Below are 17102 nucleotides of genomic sequence, written 5' to 3'. Positions count from 1 at the left end.
ATAGTCATACGTGACTATTAAGAGTATATGGGTTATTTTGCGATTAGTCAATCATGACTAAATGGAGGTTATAGAAAAAGGAACCATCCGTGATGGTTCCTTGATAGTTTCAGAAATTTATTAGGGGTGAAGAAGTTTTTGAATGGTTTTTTCAAGAAAAGCAATTTCTGCTTCCAGCATCGTGATTTTATGTTGAACTGCCAGGTTAACACCGCTTCCTGTTTCATGGGGAGGCGTCTGTTCAAGCATTTCTAATAGAGTTTTGTTTTTCTTTAACCGTTCTTTTAAGGCCGGGATCACTTTTTCCATTGGAAGAAAATCCATAAACATCAATCCGATGTCGCCCTTATAGTGGACGGTCTCGGCGGAAGAAAGATTGTCCAAAAGCAATTGAAAAAAATATTCCCGCCCTTTATCATTAATCGAATACACTTTCCGGGTGGGTCTATTTCCTTCCTGTTCCAGTTGAATATCAATATATCCTTGTTGATGCAGTTTATCCAGCGTGGCATAGGCGGTAGGTTTTTTCATGTCTGTGACTGCGCTTAAATTTCTTTCGATAAATTCATTGATTTGATATCCGTGTTGACTTTGGCCCATGAGTAATCCGAGTAAAATGAGTGAGCGATGTTCCAATGAATAATCCGCCTTTCCTTCATAATTCAGAATATATTTTCTCGTAATTTTTTCATATAGTCAAATGGTCGTCCACCAGGCATTAAATTGGTAACATCATCTGCAGCATCTATTTGTCCTTATTTTTTGAATCACTATTTATGTCGCAACAGCAATCGATGTGTTTTCATACTGTGGATCCGTTAAGGCTTTCACGATGAAATGGGCCACATCTGCGCGGGGAATCGATCTTGCGTTATTTGGAACCCCTTCTTTGGCTTCCCTGTAATTTCCGGTAAATGGATCATTCGTTAAACCCATTGGCCGTACGATCGTATAATGGAGTCCATTAGCTTGAATATAATCCACTGCATGGCGATGGTCTGTAAGTGCGTTTTTTAACATTTTCATCACCATTTTTCCGCTGATTCCCGGAATTTCCCCATCAATTCCAGCAGAAGCAGTGTAAATAATACGTTTTACTTGATGTTCCTTCATACCATCCACAATATTTTTTGTCATCTCTTCCAGTTCATTGGATTTTTTCATCCCTTGGCTTGAGCCTAAACAGGATATGACTGCATCATGGCCATCAATCGCTGCAGATACTTCTTCCTTATTGAAGGCGTCACCTTGAATAATGTGCAATTTGTCATGTTCAACTTCAAGTTTAGATGGATTGCGTACAAAAGCGGTCACCTCAAAGCCTTTTTCCAAGGCTTGTTTAACGACATGACGGCCAACACCACCCGTTGCTCCAAAGACGATAATTTTCATAAAGCCCCTCCTTCCTTCCGTTAAACAGAAACAATCCTTGTAATCAATTATAGAATTGTGGTATTTGAAATGCCAATAATTGAATGGCCGCAAGGTGAATAAAAAGCCGCAAAAGGTTGTTCTATCAACATTTCGTGGCTTTTTATGATGGGAGCAATGATTATTGATCTTCAATCATAATATAAGTCGCTTTCACCGGACCATGCACGCCGACAATCAATACGGATTCTATATCTGCTGAATTGCTTGGTCCTGACATAAATAAAATGCAGGATGGCACTTGTTGACCCTTTTCGATTTGCTTGCGGATTTTTTGGGCAGCTTGCGTCATTCTAGGGACAATGGAACTTTTCGGAATAAGCACGATCACTTTTTGCGGCAAAAAGTTCATTGTGCGTCCCCGGTTTGGATGACTGGTAAGCATAGCGGTGGCGGATTCGGCCAATGTCGTTTCGCTGATCGTTATACCGATATTCGCCTTTTCGGCCTGGCGAATGTTTTCCTCAGGGGTGTCCGGATTCCACTCGTAAAAGTGGATGCCGTTTTCCGGCAAATTTTCCATCCATTTCTTCACCCCGAATTTTTCAAAGCGGTCGTCTTTCCATGTGATGACCGATTCACCTCCATAATCGTTCACCACTTGATGAAGTACATTCGGCAAATCCGCGGTTGTTGTTTGGACGAACGTTGTATGGATGTTTTCGCATTGCTGTTTCAACACTTCCACCAGTTCATCTTGGGATGCATTTTTTAACACTTCATGTTGGGGGCAATATTTCCAAACGGGACGTTCCACTTTTGTTCGAACAGGGCGGCCGAGGCTTTTGGCAATTTGATTTAGGAATTCATCGCGATTTTGAATCGTCATGATTTCTCTCCTTTCTGACGCTGCTTCATCCAATGGCGGAAGCTTTCTTTATTCGGTGCAGGAAAATCCCGCACTTCCGTCCAAGCTTTTAATGGCCCTGGCCCGTGTGTGATTTTGTCATCTTTTACAAAAGGAGACATGACGGGTGAAGCGACTTTGGTTGCCATATTAAAGAGCGGTGAAGTGGATGCGCCCAGTCCAAAGGCTTTCATGATCAGACGTTCGGAAATTGGTGCCTTGCCTTCCTGTTCCACTATTTTTTGGCGATGCAAATGTAATAATTGATGCAAAGGGATTTTTACAGGGCATACTTCTGTACATGCACCGCAAAGGCTTGATGCATACGGCAATTCTTTGAAGTCGTCATATCCTCCAAGCAGCGGCGATAAAACGGCGCCAATCGGTCCTGAATAAATGGACCCGTAAGTGTGGCCGCCTACATGGCGATACACTGGGCAAACATTGACACATGCTGCACAGCGGATGCATTGTAGTATAGGCTGGAATTCCGTGCCTAAAATTTTCGAGCGTCCATTATCTACTATGACTAAGTGGAATTCTTCCGGACCGTCTGTTTCGTTTTCTCCTTTTGGGCCTGTCAGCAATGTGATATAGCTTGTTAATCGTTGGCCGACCGAGCTGCGAGTTAATAGGCTGACGAGAACTTCCATTTCCTCAAAGGTTGGTACAATTCTTTCCATCCCCATTACCACGATTTGAGTTTTTGGCAGAGCTGAGACAAGGTCTGCATTTCCTTCATTTGTCACTAAAGTCACTGTGCCGCTTTCGGCAATGGCAAAGTTGCATCCTGTAATGCCGATGTCTGCTGTTAAATATTCCTCGCGCAGCTTTTTGCGGGCAAACAGCGCCATTTCTTCAGGTTGTTCTGATTTGTCGTAGCCAACTTTTGCAAAGATTTCCCGTATTTGATGGCGGTTTTTATGCAATGATGGCACAATGATGTGGGAAGGCGGCTCGTGATCATTCAATTGTAAAATGAACTCGGCCAGATCGGTTTCCACCACTTTGCAGCCGGCTTCTTCCAACGCTGCGTTTAGATTGATTTCTTCTGTCACCATCGATTTAGATTTAACAATTTTTTTCGCTTCTTTTTGAATGGCGATGTTTTTTATATAGTTCGATGCGTCTTCTTTTGTTTTCGCGAAAAATACATGGCCGCCTCGTTTGGCCACATTTTCGCTCAACTCATAAAGATATGCATCTAAATTTTCTAAAACGTGTTTTCGAATTTCTTCTCCATGAGCTCTCCATTCTTCCCAATTTCCTAATTCCTCCACGCGAGCTTGACGGCGGGTTTGAAATCGGGCTTGGGCAGCGGAGATAGCGCCTCGCATAAAGGCATCGTTTAAGTTCGTCTCTACGCGTTCTTTAAAATGTTCATCACTTGTTTTCATAGCCATCATGAATCCCCCCTTAGCGACTATTTAACACTTCTGCAATATGCATAACGCGAATCGGCTTTCCGGTGCGGCTGATTCTTCCTCCAATATTAATAAGGCATCCGGCATCTGCACCAACTAAAATATCCGCTCCTGTTTCTTCGATATTGCGAACTTTTTCATCCACCATTTCTCCGGAAATATTCCCCATTTTCACGGAGAATGTACCGCCAAATCCACAGCAGCGCTCGTTTCCTGGAAGTTCAACATATTCCATTCCTTCAACATTTTGAAGTAATCGGATGGGTGCATCTTTTACTCCTAAAAGTCTCGTCATATGGCATGATGTATGATAAGTAGCTTTGCCTTTTAACCGGGCTCCGACATTTTCAATTTTTAAAACATTTACAATAAAGTCGGTTAATTCATAGGTTTTATCTGCTAAACGTTGCGCTCTTTGTTCCCATTCCGGATCCCCTTTAAAAATATGCGGATATTCTTTGAACATATATGCGCAAGAACCTGATGGCGTAACAACATATTCTGCATGTTCAAATGCTTTAATCATGTTTTTCATGGAACCTTTTGATTCTTCTACATATCCGCTGTTATAAGCCGGCTGTCCGCAGCAAACTTGTGATGAAGGAAAATCGATTTCACAACCAAGCCGTTCAAGAAGTTCAACAGTCGCTTTTCCTACATTCCCTTGAAACATATCGACAAGGCATGTCGCAAATAATGAGACTTTCATTATGAATCCCCCTATAATCCTACATAAATCAACAGGTCATCAGATGACTTAAATAGTAACACATTTTTTTAAATTCTACTATAATTTTTTGAAAATACAAAATATAAAAAAGTGCAGAAGCTGGTTAAACTTCTACACTTTTCCTTATTCAGCCATATCGAAATATTTCATTAAAATTTCTTCTACGTTATTTAAATGGGAATACATGGCGAGTTCTGCTAGTTCGGGATTTTGTTGTTTGATAGCTAAATAAATTTGCATATGTTCATCATATAATTGTTCAATCGTGGTTTGTTTAGAAAATAACCAAATGCGCCTTGTTTCTCGCATTAATTCAATCGTAAGCCCAGATACTTGGTTTAGTAAATTAGGTAGCAGAGGGTTGTGGGAAGCATTTGCAATGGCCTTATGGAATTCGAAATCCGCTTTTTCACCAAGCTCTTCATCCCCTTCTACGTTTTTCATTTCCTCAAGGATTCCTTCTAAAATGACAAGATCTTCTTTTGTTCTGTTTTTCGCTGCGCTTCTTGCCGTCCCAACTTCAAGAATTTTTCTTAATTCAAGCAAATGAGGGACGTATTCTCTGTATGTAATAATGGCCGTAGAAAGAGGAAATTCCAGTTTTTGTTTAGGGAAGTTTTTCACAAATGTGCCAGAGCCTTGTTTTATTTCAATCAGCCCCATTGCTTTTAAGGCTGATAATGCTTCACGAACAGCGGATCTACTGACTTGTAATTGCTCTGCTAAATATTCAACAGAATCTAAACGGTCACCTGGTTTTAGTTCGCCTGTACGGATCTTTTCATAAAGAATTTCACAAACTTCTTCGTAAATTTTTTTCGTTTTTACTTTTGCAAGTTTCAAATAGTCCACCTCGTTTTTCAAGCAAAATCGGTAAATTAATTATACATTATACCGAAAGTACAATGAAAAATCTTCTCGTTCAGAGAAGATAAAAGTGTAACTCAAGTAAAACAACATTGAATTTTAAAAAAATTCAATTTATAATCTAAGTCATAAGGTCATCAGATGACTTGATAGGGGATATTTTGAAACATTGGGGGAAAGAGCATGACATTTACTCAAAATTTTACAGCAGTTGGAAACAGTTTAGGGTGGACAGCCCTGGTTGCAACAATTCCTATTTTATATTTTTTCTGGGCGCTTGCTATTAAAAAAATGAAAGGGTATATGGCGGGGCTAACCACTTTAATTATAGCTATCGTCATTGCAGTTTTAGCATTTAAGGTGCCAGTTTTGACAGCAGTAGCATCTGCTTCGCAAGGGGCTGTATATGGAATCATTCCAATTGGCTGGATTATCATTACGTCCGTATTTTTATATAACTTGACGGTAAAAACCGGACACTTTGATGTTATTCGTTCATCGGTGTTATCTATTACTGAAGATCGTCGTATTCAGGCTCTATTGATAGCCTTTTCTTTTGGGGCATTTTTGGAAGGGGCAGCAGGATTTGGCGCTCCGGTTGCCATTACAGCGGCGTTGCTAGTAGGGTTGGGTTTTAAACCGTTGCAAGCGGCGGGCCTTTGTTTAATTGCAAACACAGCTCCTGTAGCTTTCGGGGCTATTGGGGTACCGATTACCGTAATGGAAGGGATTACAGGGATTCCTGCTTTAGAAATTTCAAAAATGGTAGGCCGTCAATTGCCTATTATTGCCGTATTTATTCCATTTGTTTTAGTGGTGATTATGGTCGGTTTTAAACGGGCTTTTGAAGTGCTGCCTGCAATTTTAGTATCCGGTATTTCGTTTGCAGTGGCGCAATTTTTAAGTTCCAATTATTTGGGCGCCGAATTGCCGGATATTATTTCATCCTTAGTATCCTTAGTAGCTTTAGCGATTTTCTTGCGCTTTTGGCAGCCAAAACATATTTATCGTTTTGAAACGGATGGCCAAATGGAGGATACAAAAAATCATTATACTAGTGGACAAATTTTAAGGGCTTGGTCTCCGTTTATTGTATTAACGCTATTTATTTCTGCCTGGGGAATTCCATCCTTCAAAAAGGCGTTATTAGGTACATATGAAGGCGGGAACGCATTTTTAACCTTTGTGAATAACATTGGTGGTGCGCTCACGTTCTATCCGGAAGTACCGTTTTTACATAATCAAGTGATTGATGGTTCAACAGGCAAAGAAATTGCGGCAGTGTATAAATTCGAATTATTAGGTGCTGCGGGAACAGCCATTTTATTTGCTGCTATAGTATCTAAGTTTCTATTGAAAGTTTCTTGGGGTAAATGGGTAAAAACTTTTGGTGAAACCATCAACGAAATTAAATTCCCGCTTTTAACTATTTGCTGCGTTGTTGGTTATGCTTATGTGGCAAACACAGCCGGCATGATGACGACTTTAGGTTTAGTATTGGCAAAAACAGGAGCTTTATTCCCGTTCTTCTCACCGGTGCTTGGCTGGATTGGTGTGTTTGTTACAGGTTCGGATACATCTTCCAACGTATTGTTTGCCAAGTTGCAGCAAGTTACGTCTGAATCCATCGGCATGGATCCGGTTCTTGCGTTGGCTGCCAACACATCGGGAGGCGTGACTGGAAAAATGATTTCGCCGCAAACATTAGCTGTAGCTGCTGCAGCGGTGGGATTAATCGGAAGAGAATCAGAGTTGTTAAAATTTGCCTTAAAATATAGTCTCATTTTACTTCTCTGCATATGTATCATTACATTTTTGCAAAGCACGGTACTTACATGGATAATTCCATAAGTTCTGAAATCTTAGCAGTATTGTCTGTTATAGATGATGCTGCTAACAATTTTGAGTAATGGGGGGAAAACTTATGAAAAAAATTGAAAAAGTCTTAGTAGCAAACCGCGGCGAAATTGCCATCCGCATTTTCCGCGCATGTACTGAATTGAAAATAAAAACCGTTGCAATTTATTCCCATGAGGATAGCGGCGCCATTCATCGTTTTAAAGCGGATGAATCCTACTTAGTAGGAAATGGAAAAAAACCGATTGATGCTTATTTAGATATTGAAGGAATTTTAAAAATAGCAAAAGAAGCAAATGTGGATGCTATTCACCCGGGATATGGCTTTTTATCAGAGAATGTAGAGTTTGCTCGCCGTTGCGAAGAAGAAGGAATCATCTTCATTGGACCAAAATCAAAACATTTAAGCATATTTGGGGATAAAGTAAAGGCTCGCGAACAAGCCATCGCTGCTGGAATTCCTGTCATTCCAGGTACAGATAGGCCAGTAAAAAGTTTGGAAGAAGTTGAACAGTTTGCAGATACATACGGCTACCCCATTATGATTAAAGCTGCACTTGGCGGTGGAGGCAGAGGAATGCGCCTTGTGGAAAAGGCAAGCGATTTAAAAGAGGCTTTTGAACGGGCCAAATCCGAAGCAAAAGCGGCTTTTGGTTCGGATGAGGTTTACGTGGAAAAAGCCATTGTTAAACCAAAACATATAGAGGTTCAAATTTTAGGGGATGAAGCCGGCAATATCGTGCATTTATATGAACGGGATTGCTCAATTCAACGCCGCCATCAAAAAGTGGTAGAGATTGCGCCATCTATCTCAATTTCAGAAGAGTTGCGCCGCCGCATTTGCGAAGCAGCTGTAAAATTGATGAAAAATGTGCAGTATGTGAATGCAGGGACAGTGGAGTTTTTAGTAACGGGCGATAATTTTTACTTTATTGAGGTAAACCCGCGCATTCAAGTGGAACATACCATTACCGAAATGATTACAGGAGTTGATATTGTTCAGGCGCAAATTAAAATTGCGGAAGGTCATGGACTACACAGTAAAGCAATTCGGATTCCTGAGCAAGAAAAGATTCCTTTATTTGGCTATGCCATTCAATCACGGATTACAACGGAAGATCCAAAAAACCATTTTATGCCGGATACAGGAAAAATTATGGTGTATCGCTCATCCGGCGGTTTTGGTGTCCGTTTAGATGCAGGGAACGGTTTCCAAGGCGCAGTTGTTACTCCTCACTATGATTCGTTGCTTGTGAAACTATCGACTTGGGGAAGAACCTTTGAAGAAGCAGCGCAAAAAATGGATCGCAATTTGCGGGAGTTCCGTATTCGAGGTGTGAAAACCAATATTCCGTTTTTAGAAAATGTCGTAAACCATGAGAAATTTTTAAGCGGCCAATTCGATACAAGCTTTATTGATACAACACCGGAATTATTTGAATTTAAAGAACGGAAAGACCGTGCGACAAAGCTGTTAAACTATATCGGCAATGTGACATTAAATGGCTTCCCTGGAATCGAAAAGCGGCCAAAACCAATCTTTGTTCAGCCTCATATTCCGACTGTACCTGAAAAAAAGGTAACTGGTACAAAACAAATTTTAGATGAACAAGGCGTGGCTGGACTTATCCAATGGATTAAAGCCCAAGATGATGTACTGCTTACCGATACAACATTCCGGGATGCCCATCAATCGCTCCTTGCCACACGCGTTCGTTCGAAAGATATGTTTGAAATTGCCGATGCTACAAGCCAATTGATGAACGATTTCTTCTCCCTTGAAATGTGGGGAGGAGCAACTTTCGATGTAGCGTATCGCTTTTTAAAAGAAGACCCTTGGGATCGATTGGAAACATTGCGCAAAAAAATTCCAAATATCTTGTTCCAAATGTTATTTAGAGGAAGCAATGCGGTAGGGTATTCCAACTATCCGGATAACGTCATCCGCGAGTTTATAAAATTATCAGCTCAGTCCGGTATTGATGTATTCCGCATTTTCGATTCATTGAACTGGGTAAAAGCGATGGAAGTGGCCATTGACGAAGTTCGCCTCAACGGAAAAGTGGCAGAAGCGGCAATCTGCTATACGGGCGATATTTTAGATGATGGAAGAGCAAAATATACGGTGCAATATTACAAGGAAATGGCAAAACAATTAGAACAGGCCGGCGCGCATATTTTAGCCATTAAAGATATGGCAGGGCTGCTTAAACCAAATGCAGCTTATCGTTTAATTTCCGAATTGAAGGAAACAACAGATTTGCCAATTCATCTCCATACTCATGATACAAGTGGAAATGGGATTTTCGTTTATGCAAAAGCCATTGAAGCAGGAGTGGACATTATTGATACGGCATTAGGTTCCATGGCTGGCTTAACATCTCAGCCAAGCGCCAATTCGCTCTACTATGCTTTAAGCGGCGAAAAACGGCAAGTTAGAGCGGATATAGAATCCCTTGAAAAACTATCTTACTATTGGGCGGATGTGCGAAAATATTATGTGGATTTCGAAAGCGGCATGAATGCCCCTCATTCAGAAGTGTATGTACACGAAATGCCTGGCGGACAATACAGCAACTTGCAGCAACAAGCGAAAGCAGTAGGGCTTGGGGACCGCTGGGAGCAAGTAAAGAAAATGTATTCCCGCGTCAATTTAATGTTTGGCGATATTGTAAAAGTAACGCCATCATCAAAAGTTGTTGGCGATATGGCGCTTTTTATGGTGCAAAATGATTTAGATGAAGAAAATATTTTTGAGCGCGGGAAAACGCTTGACTTCCCTGATTCCGTCATTGAATTTTTCCAAGGTTATCTAGGACAGCCTTATGGCGGATTCCCGAAAAAACTGCAAAAGCTTATACTAAAAGACCGCAAGCCAATTACGGTGCGCCCTGGTGAACTGCTTGAGCCGGTTGATTTTAGTAAACTTGCTGTTGAGCTGGAAGAAAAAGTTGGATTCAAACCGACTGAGAAAGATTTAATCTCCTATGCACTATATCCAAAAGTATTTGAAGAATACGCTAAAGTGCGTGCCCAATATGGTGACATTTCTGTATTAGATACTCCAACATTCTTATATGGTTTGCGCCTGGGCGAAGAAATTGAAGTGGAAATTGAAAAAGGAAAAACATTGATTATTAAATTAGTGTCCATTGGCGAGCCTCAACATGATGGTACACGGGTAATTTACTTTGAAATTAACGGCCAACCTCGGGAAATTGTCGTACAAGATATGACGGTGGAGGCAACGGGTAATAAAGCCGTCAAAGCGGACCCATCCAATCCAAATCAAATCGGTGCAACGATGCCGGGTACAATTTTGAAAGTGGTAGTATCTAAAGGCAGTCCGATCAAGCGGGGCGACCATTTATTAATTACGGAAGCCATGAAGATGGAAACAACTGTGCAGGCGCCAAAAGACGGTGTGGTAAAAGAAATTTACGTCAAAGAGGGCGACTCCATTTCCACTGGCGACCTATTAATTGAAATCGAATAACAAAGGTGATTTAAGCCAGCAAGGATATCTTCTTGCTGGCTTGAAATGTTAATGGAAGAATTTGGCCTTGCAAAACTTAAAAGAATCCCCATATCCCTTGTATGAAATCCTCCTTTAAATGAAAAGATAAAAATATAAGGAGGTATGATAATGAAAGTTTTGCAAAGAATTGCTCTTGTACTAGCCATTATCGGTGCCATCAATTGGGGACTCATTGGATTTTTTAATTTTGATTTAGTTGCTACTTTGTTTGGAGGGCAAGATTCCGTTATCTCACGTATTATTTATGGCTTGGTAGGGTTGAGCGGTTTATTTTGCTTAACGCTCTTGTTTGAGCCTTGGGATGAATTAGATCGGGAAGATACAACGAGTTCTGTCAGCCAGCCAAATCAAAGTCAGATGAACTACAGAACAGAATTTGGTGAAGAAGAAGATCTCTCTTCATTAAAGAAATCAAACGAGAATGAACAATGAATTTTTCGCGGTGCAGTACTTTGCAGGAAAGATGGCAGAGTGCTGCACTTTTTTATGCAACTTCCAAAAAAATATACAATGGCACATTTTTCGCGAACATTGCATATATTGCAATGGACTTGTGAAAAGGGGTGTTGCAGTATGAATGGAAATTGGAAGCTCAGCGATCCGTATGTATATGAATCATTAAAAAGCCTACAAAATCAATCTATCGCTGTTCAAACAATTCGAGGCAGTTTACGCGGCACATTAAAAACAGTGATGCCAGACCATATTGTTGTTGAAATGGGCGGATCACCGTTTTATGTAAGAACAGAGCAAATTATTTGGATTCAACCAATAAAAGAGTCATAATCCAATCTCCATCCAACATAAGATACAATTGGTTAAAATTTATGGATGGAGGCTTACTCAATTATGTTTAAACGAGAAAATAAAATTCTTATTGAATTGCCGATTCCGAAGCATGGTGATATGAATGCAGCAGCCGCTGTTCAAGAATTGCTTGGCGGAAAATATGGTGAAATGTCTACGTTAAACAATTATATGTTTCAATCCTTTAATTTCCGAGGCAAGAAAAAGTTCAAACCTTTTTATGATTTAGTAGCAAGTATTACGGCAGAGGAATTTGGCCATGTAGAATTAGTATCGACGGCCATCAACCTTCTCTCCACAGGAAATACTGTTCCAACAGGACCTGACACAGCCCCACTGCAAAACGGAAAAGATGCCCGTTATTCCCTCCACTTTACGTCAACTGCTCAAACCGCTTATCCAGGAGATTCAATGGGAAGACCATGGACTGGTGAATTTGTTACAAATACAGGCAACCTCGTAGCAGATCTTCTTTTCAATTATATGTTGGAAATCGGTGCAAGAACCCATAAAATGCGGGTTTATGAGATGACGACCCATCCGACGGCACTCACAATGATTGGATACTTGCTTGTTCGAGGCGGCACGCACATTATCGCTTATGCCAAAGCCATTGAAATGGCAACAGGAGTCGATGTATCAAAAATGCTCCCAGTTCCAAGCTTGGACAACAGCAAATTTGATTACGCCAAACCATTTATGGAACAAGGATTATTTAATGTTTTATACACATGGGGAGAAGAAGATTACCGGGATATTAATCAAATTTGGAAAGGGAAAAACCCCGAAACGGGAGAAGAGTTAAGAGTAATTCACGGAACTCCGGAAGGTGCGCCAGTTCCGGATCTTCCAGAACTTCCGGAAGAATTTGCTCCTGGAATTGATCGGGATGATTATCTCCGCATCTTAAAAAGACTCCAGAGTAACTTGTAAAAAACAATTGCATGAAAGTAAAAAATCGCCGTTCCACGTACAAATCCTTGTGGAACGGATTATTTATGTTATTCAACAACCAAATGGAATTTCCTTTTAAAACAGAAAAATGTATGTTTTTTCGAGAATAAATGAAACTGAAAGAAGGTTAAATCGTACTACTAATAAATGGATTGTTTTTTAAGATTGGCAGGTATTTACTGTAAAAAAATGATGGAATGAATTCCAAATAAAAAACGGTTCACCATAGGTTGAGGGGGGCTTTTTGTGGAAAAAAGAATCCAAGTATTAGATATAGCCAGAGGATTGGCCATTATTGGAACCTTGGGTACAAATATTTGGATTTTTAGTAAACTGGGAAACTATGATTTTATGCTCGGTTTTGGAATGAATGACTATTCACTCGATACCATATTAGAATCACTCGTATGATTTTTAACCAATGGCAAGTTTTTGGGGCTGTTGACCATTTTATTTGGCATGGGACTGGAGCTGAAACGTCAGTCTTTCGTCAAACGGAATCAAGAACACATATGGCTATGGTTATACATTTGGAGCATGTTGTTGCTATTAGCGGATGGTTTCCTCCATTTTTTATTTGTTTTTGAGTATGATATTCTGATGAGCTATGCTGTAACGGGAATCATCGTAGCCCTACTTGTCCGACGCAAAATAAAGTTAATCAAAATTTTGGCTTTGATACTGGGAATTCTTCATATTGCAGGTGTATTACTGATCTCTTTCATATTAGAGGCAGGAATGAGATTTCCCGGGTCACAAGAAGAATTCTCCCTTGCATTAAATGAGATTGCCGCCGTCTACTCTACAGGTTCGTATTTGGATCAAGTATTATTTCGATTCGATGGGATATTTCAGATGAGATTGGAAGCCATTGCCGTCATCCCAATGAATATCCTGCTATTTTTGTTCGGTGTGTATCTTGTGCGTGCGGGAATTTTCCGTCAAACCAAAAGAAGTGAAGAACTGAGAAAAAAATTTTTTTCTGGGGTTTAGTTGTGGGCATTCCGCTTAATGCGTTAGTATTTTTACCATTCTATTCAATGGTGACGCTGGTTCGTTACTTATTTGCGCCGCTGATGGCGGTAGGATATCTCATGGCGATTCATTGGATATTGGAGCGGAAAGCCAATCATTTTCTTCTGCAAAGACTTTCAGAGGTGGGAAGGACAGCCCTCAGCTGCTACATTTTGCAAAATATCACGGCTTCTGTATTGTTCTATAGCTGGGGATTCTCCCTTGGAGGGAAGTTGAATTCGGTTGGAACGATTGTTGTGTTTATATTCATTACTTTATTGATGATGATTTTTGCCCATTTCTGGCTGAGAAAGTACAATCGCGGACCTTTTGAAATGATTTGGAGACGGCTGACGAATGCTCCATTTGCTCGATTCATGAAAGAGACTGCCTAATGTAAAAAGAAGGTATACAAACGCTCTATTGTTTGCATACCTTTTTAGCTTTCCTTTCAAACCCGAATCATTTTATATGTTTAAAGGCATTGTATGCAAAAAGAATGGTGCCTAACAAGAAAGCTCCGCCGCCTATATATGTGAAAATATGTGCTGTGTCGAGCAAGCCGGGAACCTGGACTAAAAAGGCGCTGAGTAGGAAGATGGGGATTCCTAGATTATGGAGCCAAAAATGAGCCTTTCCGATTGAATTGACCGCTGCTTTTGGATAAACGCTATAAATAACTCCGAACAATGTTGTTGTTACGAACCCTACCAGGTTTACGTGGGCATGGGCAGAACCCCATTGAAGATTAAGAGTGATCGACATGAATAAACCTACACAAAGCCCGAAGATCAAATAAAGAATGGCCAGTCGAATCCAAATGGCTCCCCTCATGTATACACCCCTTTATGTTTTTTCACATGCTCTCCCCTACGAAGACAACATTCCCCTTCCCGGTGCCGATGAGTTCCTCCTTTATGTTTTTCTTATTTCATCATAATGTGAATCGCCAAAAATTATGAATGGAATCAGTGAATTTATTGAAAGTGCATTCAGGGTTTTCCAAATAAAAGTTTCAGTGAAATAAAATGGACCAACGAGCCTTCTAATGATGGGGAAAAAATAAAGGGAGAAGCGATTGTTCTCCCTGAGAATTAATATAAAAACAATTCCACGATCAATACAGCTGTACAAGTGAGCAACGCCACGCTGACAATGTTCCCTCCCAAATAAGCGGAAATGATGGCAACCAAAAATCCTACAAGTGCTGACCAAGGTGAGGCGGTGGACTCCAAAATTCCGGGAAAAACCATCACAGCCAATGTTACATATGGCACATAGTGCAAAAAAGACCGGATATAAATATTTTTGATTTCTTTTCTTACAAGGGTTAGAGGCAATACCCGTATCAAATAGGTAACAACAGCCATCACGAGAATATAAAAAACAGTATGATTCATGCCTCCTCCTCCTTTATTGGGAAGAGAAATGCGGCTGCGCCTGCAATCACCAGGGTGATTCCGATGATTTTTACAGCGGATGAGACGCTTTTTAAAGCGGGAATAACGGCAAAAATGGCGCTGCACAGCATCGAAACAACGATAACTCCGGCAATGATTTTATTCTTTTTTGCCGGTGGGACGATCACCCCAAGGAGCATGCCGTAAAGGGCAATGCTCAGAGCGCTCGTAATTCTTTCCGGGAAAATATTCCCCGAAATCACTCCGGAAAGCGTTCCCAATGCCCAACCAGGAACGGCCACCGTCATCACGCCATACATAAAATAAGGATTTAATTTTCCCGGTTGCGCAATGGAAACACCGAATATTTCATCGGTAATTCCATAGGACATCAATAATCGGTGATAGATAGGTGTATCTGTTGGAATCTTTTGTGACAGAGAAAAGGACATTAACAAATATCTGGAGTTGATGATCAGCTGTGCAACCGCAATTTCAATAACCGTCGCCATCGCGGCAATCATGGTAAGCCCGGCGAATTGCCCGGCGGAAGTTAAATTCGTTGCAGACATCAAGACCGCTTCAAAGGGATTCAATCCTGCCTGTTTACAAAGAATCCCGAAGGAAAAGGAGACCGCGAAATAACCAAATGCAATGGGGATGCCTGTTTTGATCCCCCTTTTCCATGCCGCTATATTCGTTTTCATCTTATTATGTCCTCCATTAGATTATCAATTGCTTTTTAGAAGATTCTAACAAAGGGATAAACATCAGTAAAATTAATGTTTATAATTATTACATAAGGAATATTGATGGAAGGTGTCAACGTGAAATGAAACAATATTATGCCTTTTTAAAAGTGATAGAAAAAGGCAGCTTTACCAAAGCGGCAGCAGAACTGGGTTATACCCAGTCCGCCATCAGCCAGATGATTCAAGCCCTCGAAGAAGAGCTGGGAACGACGTTAATTTATCGCTCCCGGAAAGGGATTATGTTAACGCCGGATGGAGAGGAATTTTTGCCTTTTATTACGAGGGTGGCAAATTCCCATGCGGAATTAATGGAAAAAGCGAGGGAAATGCAAGGACTGGCCACTGGGAATATTCGCATAGGAACCTTCACAAGCGTTTCAAGTAATTGGCTGCCCAGTCTGATGCAAGATTTTAAGAAGCTGTATCCATCGGTACAATTTCAATTGCAACAAGGAGAATATACAAGCATCGTCAAATATATTAAAGAAGGCAGTGTGGATTTCGGATTTGTAAATCCTGATGCGGCAGAGGATTTGGAAACGGTCGCTTTGAAGCAGGACCATATGCTTGCCATTTTACCGGAAGATCATCCCCTTGTATCCCAACCAACCGTTTCATTGGAGGACTTGGCGGAAGAGCCTTTTATTCTGCTGGAAGAAGGGGAATTGAATGAACCATTGGAAGCTTTTAAGAAAAAAGGATTGAGGCCGAATATCCAATTCCGGGTGATTGATGATTATACCATCATGTCGATGGTGGAAAACGGCCTTGGTGTTTCGATTCTTTCCGAGATGGTGATGAATAAAGTCCGATATCGCTTTGTCAAAAAGAAAGTGGAACCGCCAATTACCCGAACTTTGGGCATCGCCTATAAAAATAAGAAAACATTGCCGATCGCCAGCCGTTATTTTATCGATTTCATCATCCGGCAATTATCGGCAACGCGATGAAAGGAGAGACCCTGATGAAACAGCTTTATATTAAACAAAAGTTTCTAAGTCTTACCGATCGATTTAAGGTGAAAGATGAGCAGGGGAATGAAGTGTATTATGTGGAAGGCAGCTTTTTGAAAATACCTAAGACCTTTACAATCTATGACATGGAGGGGCATGAAGTGGCGGTTATTACGAAGAAAGTATTCGCCTTTTTGCCGAAGTTTATTGTTGAAATGGAAGGAAGACAGGTAATCACCATCAAAAAGGAATTCACTTTCTTCCGTTCCCGCTATACCATTGATGCTGCCGGAATTGAAGTGCGCGGCAATTGGTGGGATATGACCTTCCAAGTGTTCCAACATGGTGAAAAAATCGGCCAAGTAAGCAAAGAGTGGTTTACTTGGGGAGACAGCTACAAAGTGGAAATTTTGAATGAAGAAATGGAACAGATCATTATTGCGCTTGTCATTGCCATAGACTGTGTGAAAGAAGAGCAAAGTACCGCAGCGGCGGCCAGTTCATCCGTCTAATAGGAGTCTTCCCGAA

The 17102-nt window shown here is 40.8% G+C and carries 19 protein-coding genes; 10 read left to right on the top strand and 9 right to left on the bottom strand.

The annotated features are described in order from the left end of the window. Positions 1–120: 120 nt before the first annotated feature. From NST13_RS11845 to NST13_RS11820, 6 genes are all read right to left on the bottom strand, one after another. Complete coding sequence (locus NST13_RS11845) at positions 121–636, bottom strand: PadR family transcriptional regulator (protein WP_342580666.1); 516 nt, start codon at positions 634–636, stop codon at positions 121–123. Positions 637–774: 138 nt separating this feature from the next. Continuing rightward, a complete protein-coding gene (locus NST13_RS11840) occupies positions 775–1392 on the bottom strand; it encodes an NAD(P)-binding oxidoreductase (protein WP_342580665.1) in 618 nt (205 codons plus the stop codon). Between the two features lie 160 nt (positions 1393–1552). Next, positions 1553–2260: a lactate utilization protein C gene (locus NST13_RS11835; protein ID WP_342580664.1), complete on the bottom strand. Its 708-nt coding sequence runs from the start codon at positions 2258–2260 to the stop codon at positions 1553–1555. Further along, positions 2257–3681: a LutB/LldF family L-lactate oxidation iron-sulfur protein gene (locus tag NST13_RS11830; protein WP_342580663.1), complete on the bottom strand. Its 1425-nt coding sequence runs from the start codon at positions 3679–3681 to the stop codon at positions 2257–2259. The genes NST13_RS11835 and NST13_RS11830 overlap by 4 nt, the downstream gene beginning before the upstream one ends. Positions 3682–3694: 13 nt before the next feature. Beyond that, a complete protein-coding gene (locus NST13_RS11825) occupies positions 3695–4411 on the bottom strand; it encodes a (Fe-S)-binding protein (RefSeq protein ID WP_340715280.1) in 717 nt (238 codons plus the stop codon). 144 nt (positions 4412–4555) lie between these two features. After that, positions 4556–5275 carry a FadR/GntR family transcriptional regulator gene (locus tag NST13_RS11820; protein WP_340715743.1) on the bottom strand — a complete coding sequence of 240 codons (720 nt, stop codon included), beginning with the start codon at positions 5273–5275 and terminating at the stop codon, positions 4556–4558. Between the two features lie 207 nt (positions 5276–5482). On the opposite strand from NST13_RS11820, the gene NST13_RS11815 reads away from it, so the two are divergent. From NST13_RS11815 to NST13_RS11780, 8 genes are all read left to right on the top strand, one after another. Further along, positions 5483–7150, top strand: a complete 1668-nt coding sequence (locus tag NST13_RS11815) for an L-lactate permease (RefSeq protein WP_342580662.1) — start codon at positions 5483–5485, stop codon at positions 7148–7150. A 73-nt stretch (positions 7151–7223) separates the two neighbouring features. Beyond that, on the top strand, positions 7224–10652 hold the full coding sequence (pyc, locus tag NST13_RS11810; RefSeq protein ID WP_342580661.1) for a pyruvate carboxylase: 3429 nt from the start codon (positions 7224–7226) through the stop codon (positions 10650–10652). 150 nt (positions 10653–10802) lie between these two features. Then, on the top strand, positions 10803–11126 hold the full coding sequence (locus NST13_RS11805) for a DUF378 domain-containing protein (protein WP_342470788.1): 324 nt from the start codon (positions 10803–10805) through the stop codon (positions 11124–11126). Positions 11127–11267: 141 nt separating this feature from the next. Beyond that, positions 11268–11480: a YuzF family protein gene (locus NST13_RS11800; protein ID WP_208651188.1), complete on the top strand. Its 213-nt coding sequence runs from the start codon at positions 11268–11270 to the stop codon at positions 11478–11480. Positions 11481–11543: 63 nt separating this feature from the next. Beyond that, entirely contained in the window at positions 11544–12434 is an 891-nt protein-coding gene (locus tag NST13_RS11795; RefSeq protein ID WP_342580660.1) for a manganese catalase family protein, read from the top strand. A 267-nt stretch (positions 12435–12701) separates the two neighbouring features. After that, entirely contained in the window at positions 12702–12866 is a 165-nt protein-coding gene (locus tag NST13_RS11790; protein WP_342470791.1) for a hypothetical protein, read from the top strand. A 30-nt stretch (positions 12867–12896) separates the two neighbouring features. Continuing rightward, positions 12897–13448 carry a hypothetical protein gene (locus NST13_RS11785; protein ID WP_342580659.1) on the top strand — a complete coding sequence of 184 codons (552 nt, stop codon included), beginning with the start codon at positions 12897–12899 and terminating at the stop codon, positions 13446–13448. Between the two features lie 2 nt (positions 13449–13450). After that, the gene (locus NST13_RS11780; protein WP_342470793.1) at positions 13451–13864 is read left to right on the top strand and encodes a DUF418 domain-containing protein; all 414 of its coding nucleotides are present in this window, start codon (positions 13451–13453) and stop codon (positions 13862–13864) included. A 67-nt stretch (positions 13865–13931) separates the two neighbouring features. Here the strand turns inward: NST13_RS11780 and NST13_RS11775 are convergent, their stop codons facing one another. The 3 genes from NST13_RS11775 to NST13_RS11765 form a co-directional block, all read right to left on the bottom strand. Beyond that, the gene (locus NST13_RS11775) at positions 13932–14303 is read right to left on the bottom strand and encodes a hypothetical protein (protein ID WP_342470795.1); all 372 of its coding nucleotides are present in this window, start codon (positions 14301–14303) and stop codon (positions 13932–13934) included. A 260-nt stretch (positions 14304–14563) separates the two neighbouring features. After that, the gene (locus tag NST13_RS11770) at positions 14564–14869 is read right to left on the bottom strand and encodes an AzlD domain-containing protein (protein ID WP_342470796.1); all 306 of its coding nucleotides are present in this window, start codon (positions 14867–14869) and stop codon (positions 14564–14566) included. Next, positions 14866–15576 carry an AzlC family ABC transporter permease gene (locus NST13_RS11765; protein ID WP_342580658.1) on the bottom strand — a complete coding sequence of 237 codons (711 nt, stop codon included), beginning with the start codon at positions 15574–15576 and terminating at the stop codon, positions 14866–14868. The genes NST13_RS11770 and NST13_RS11765 overlap by 4 nt, the downstream gene beginning before the upstream one ends. A 125-nt stretch (positions 15577–15701) precedes the next feature. Here NST13_RS11765 and NST13_RS11760 point away from each other — a divergent pair, with 125 nt between their 5' ends. Then, positions 15702–16571 carry a LysR family transcriptional regulator gene (locus NST13_RS11760; RefSeq protein WP_342580657.1) on the top strand — a complete coding sequence of 290 codons (870 nt, stop codon included), beginning with the start codon at positions 15702–15704 and terminating at the stop codon, positions 16569–16571. Between the two features lie 14 nt (positions 16572–16585). Beyond that, positions 16586–17086 (top strand): LURP-one-related family protein, encoded by a 501-nt coding sequence (locus NST13_RS11755; RefSeq protein ID WP_342580656.1) that lies wholly within the window; start codon positions 16586–16588, stop codon positions 17084–17086. Positions 17087–17102 lie beyond the last annotated feature (16 nt).

Origin of the sequence: Ureibacillus sp. FSL W7-1570, assembly GCF_038593265.1 — a bacterium.
Classification (GTDB): Bacteria; Bacillota; Bacilli; order Bacillales_A; family Planococcaceae; genus Ureibacillus; species Ureibacillus suwonensis.
The sequence above is the reverse complement of the archived record's forward strand: the minus strand, read 5'-3'. Positions and strand labels throughout refer to the sequence as shown.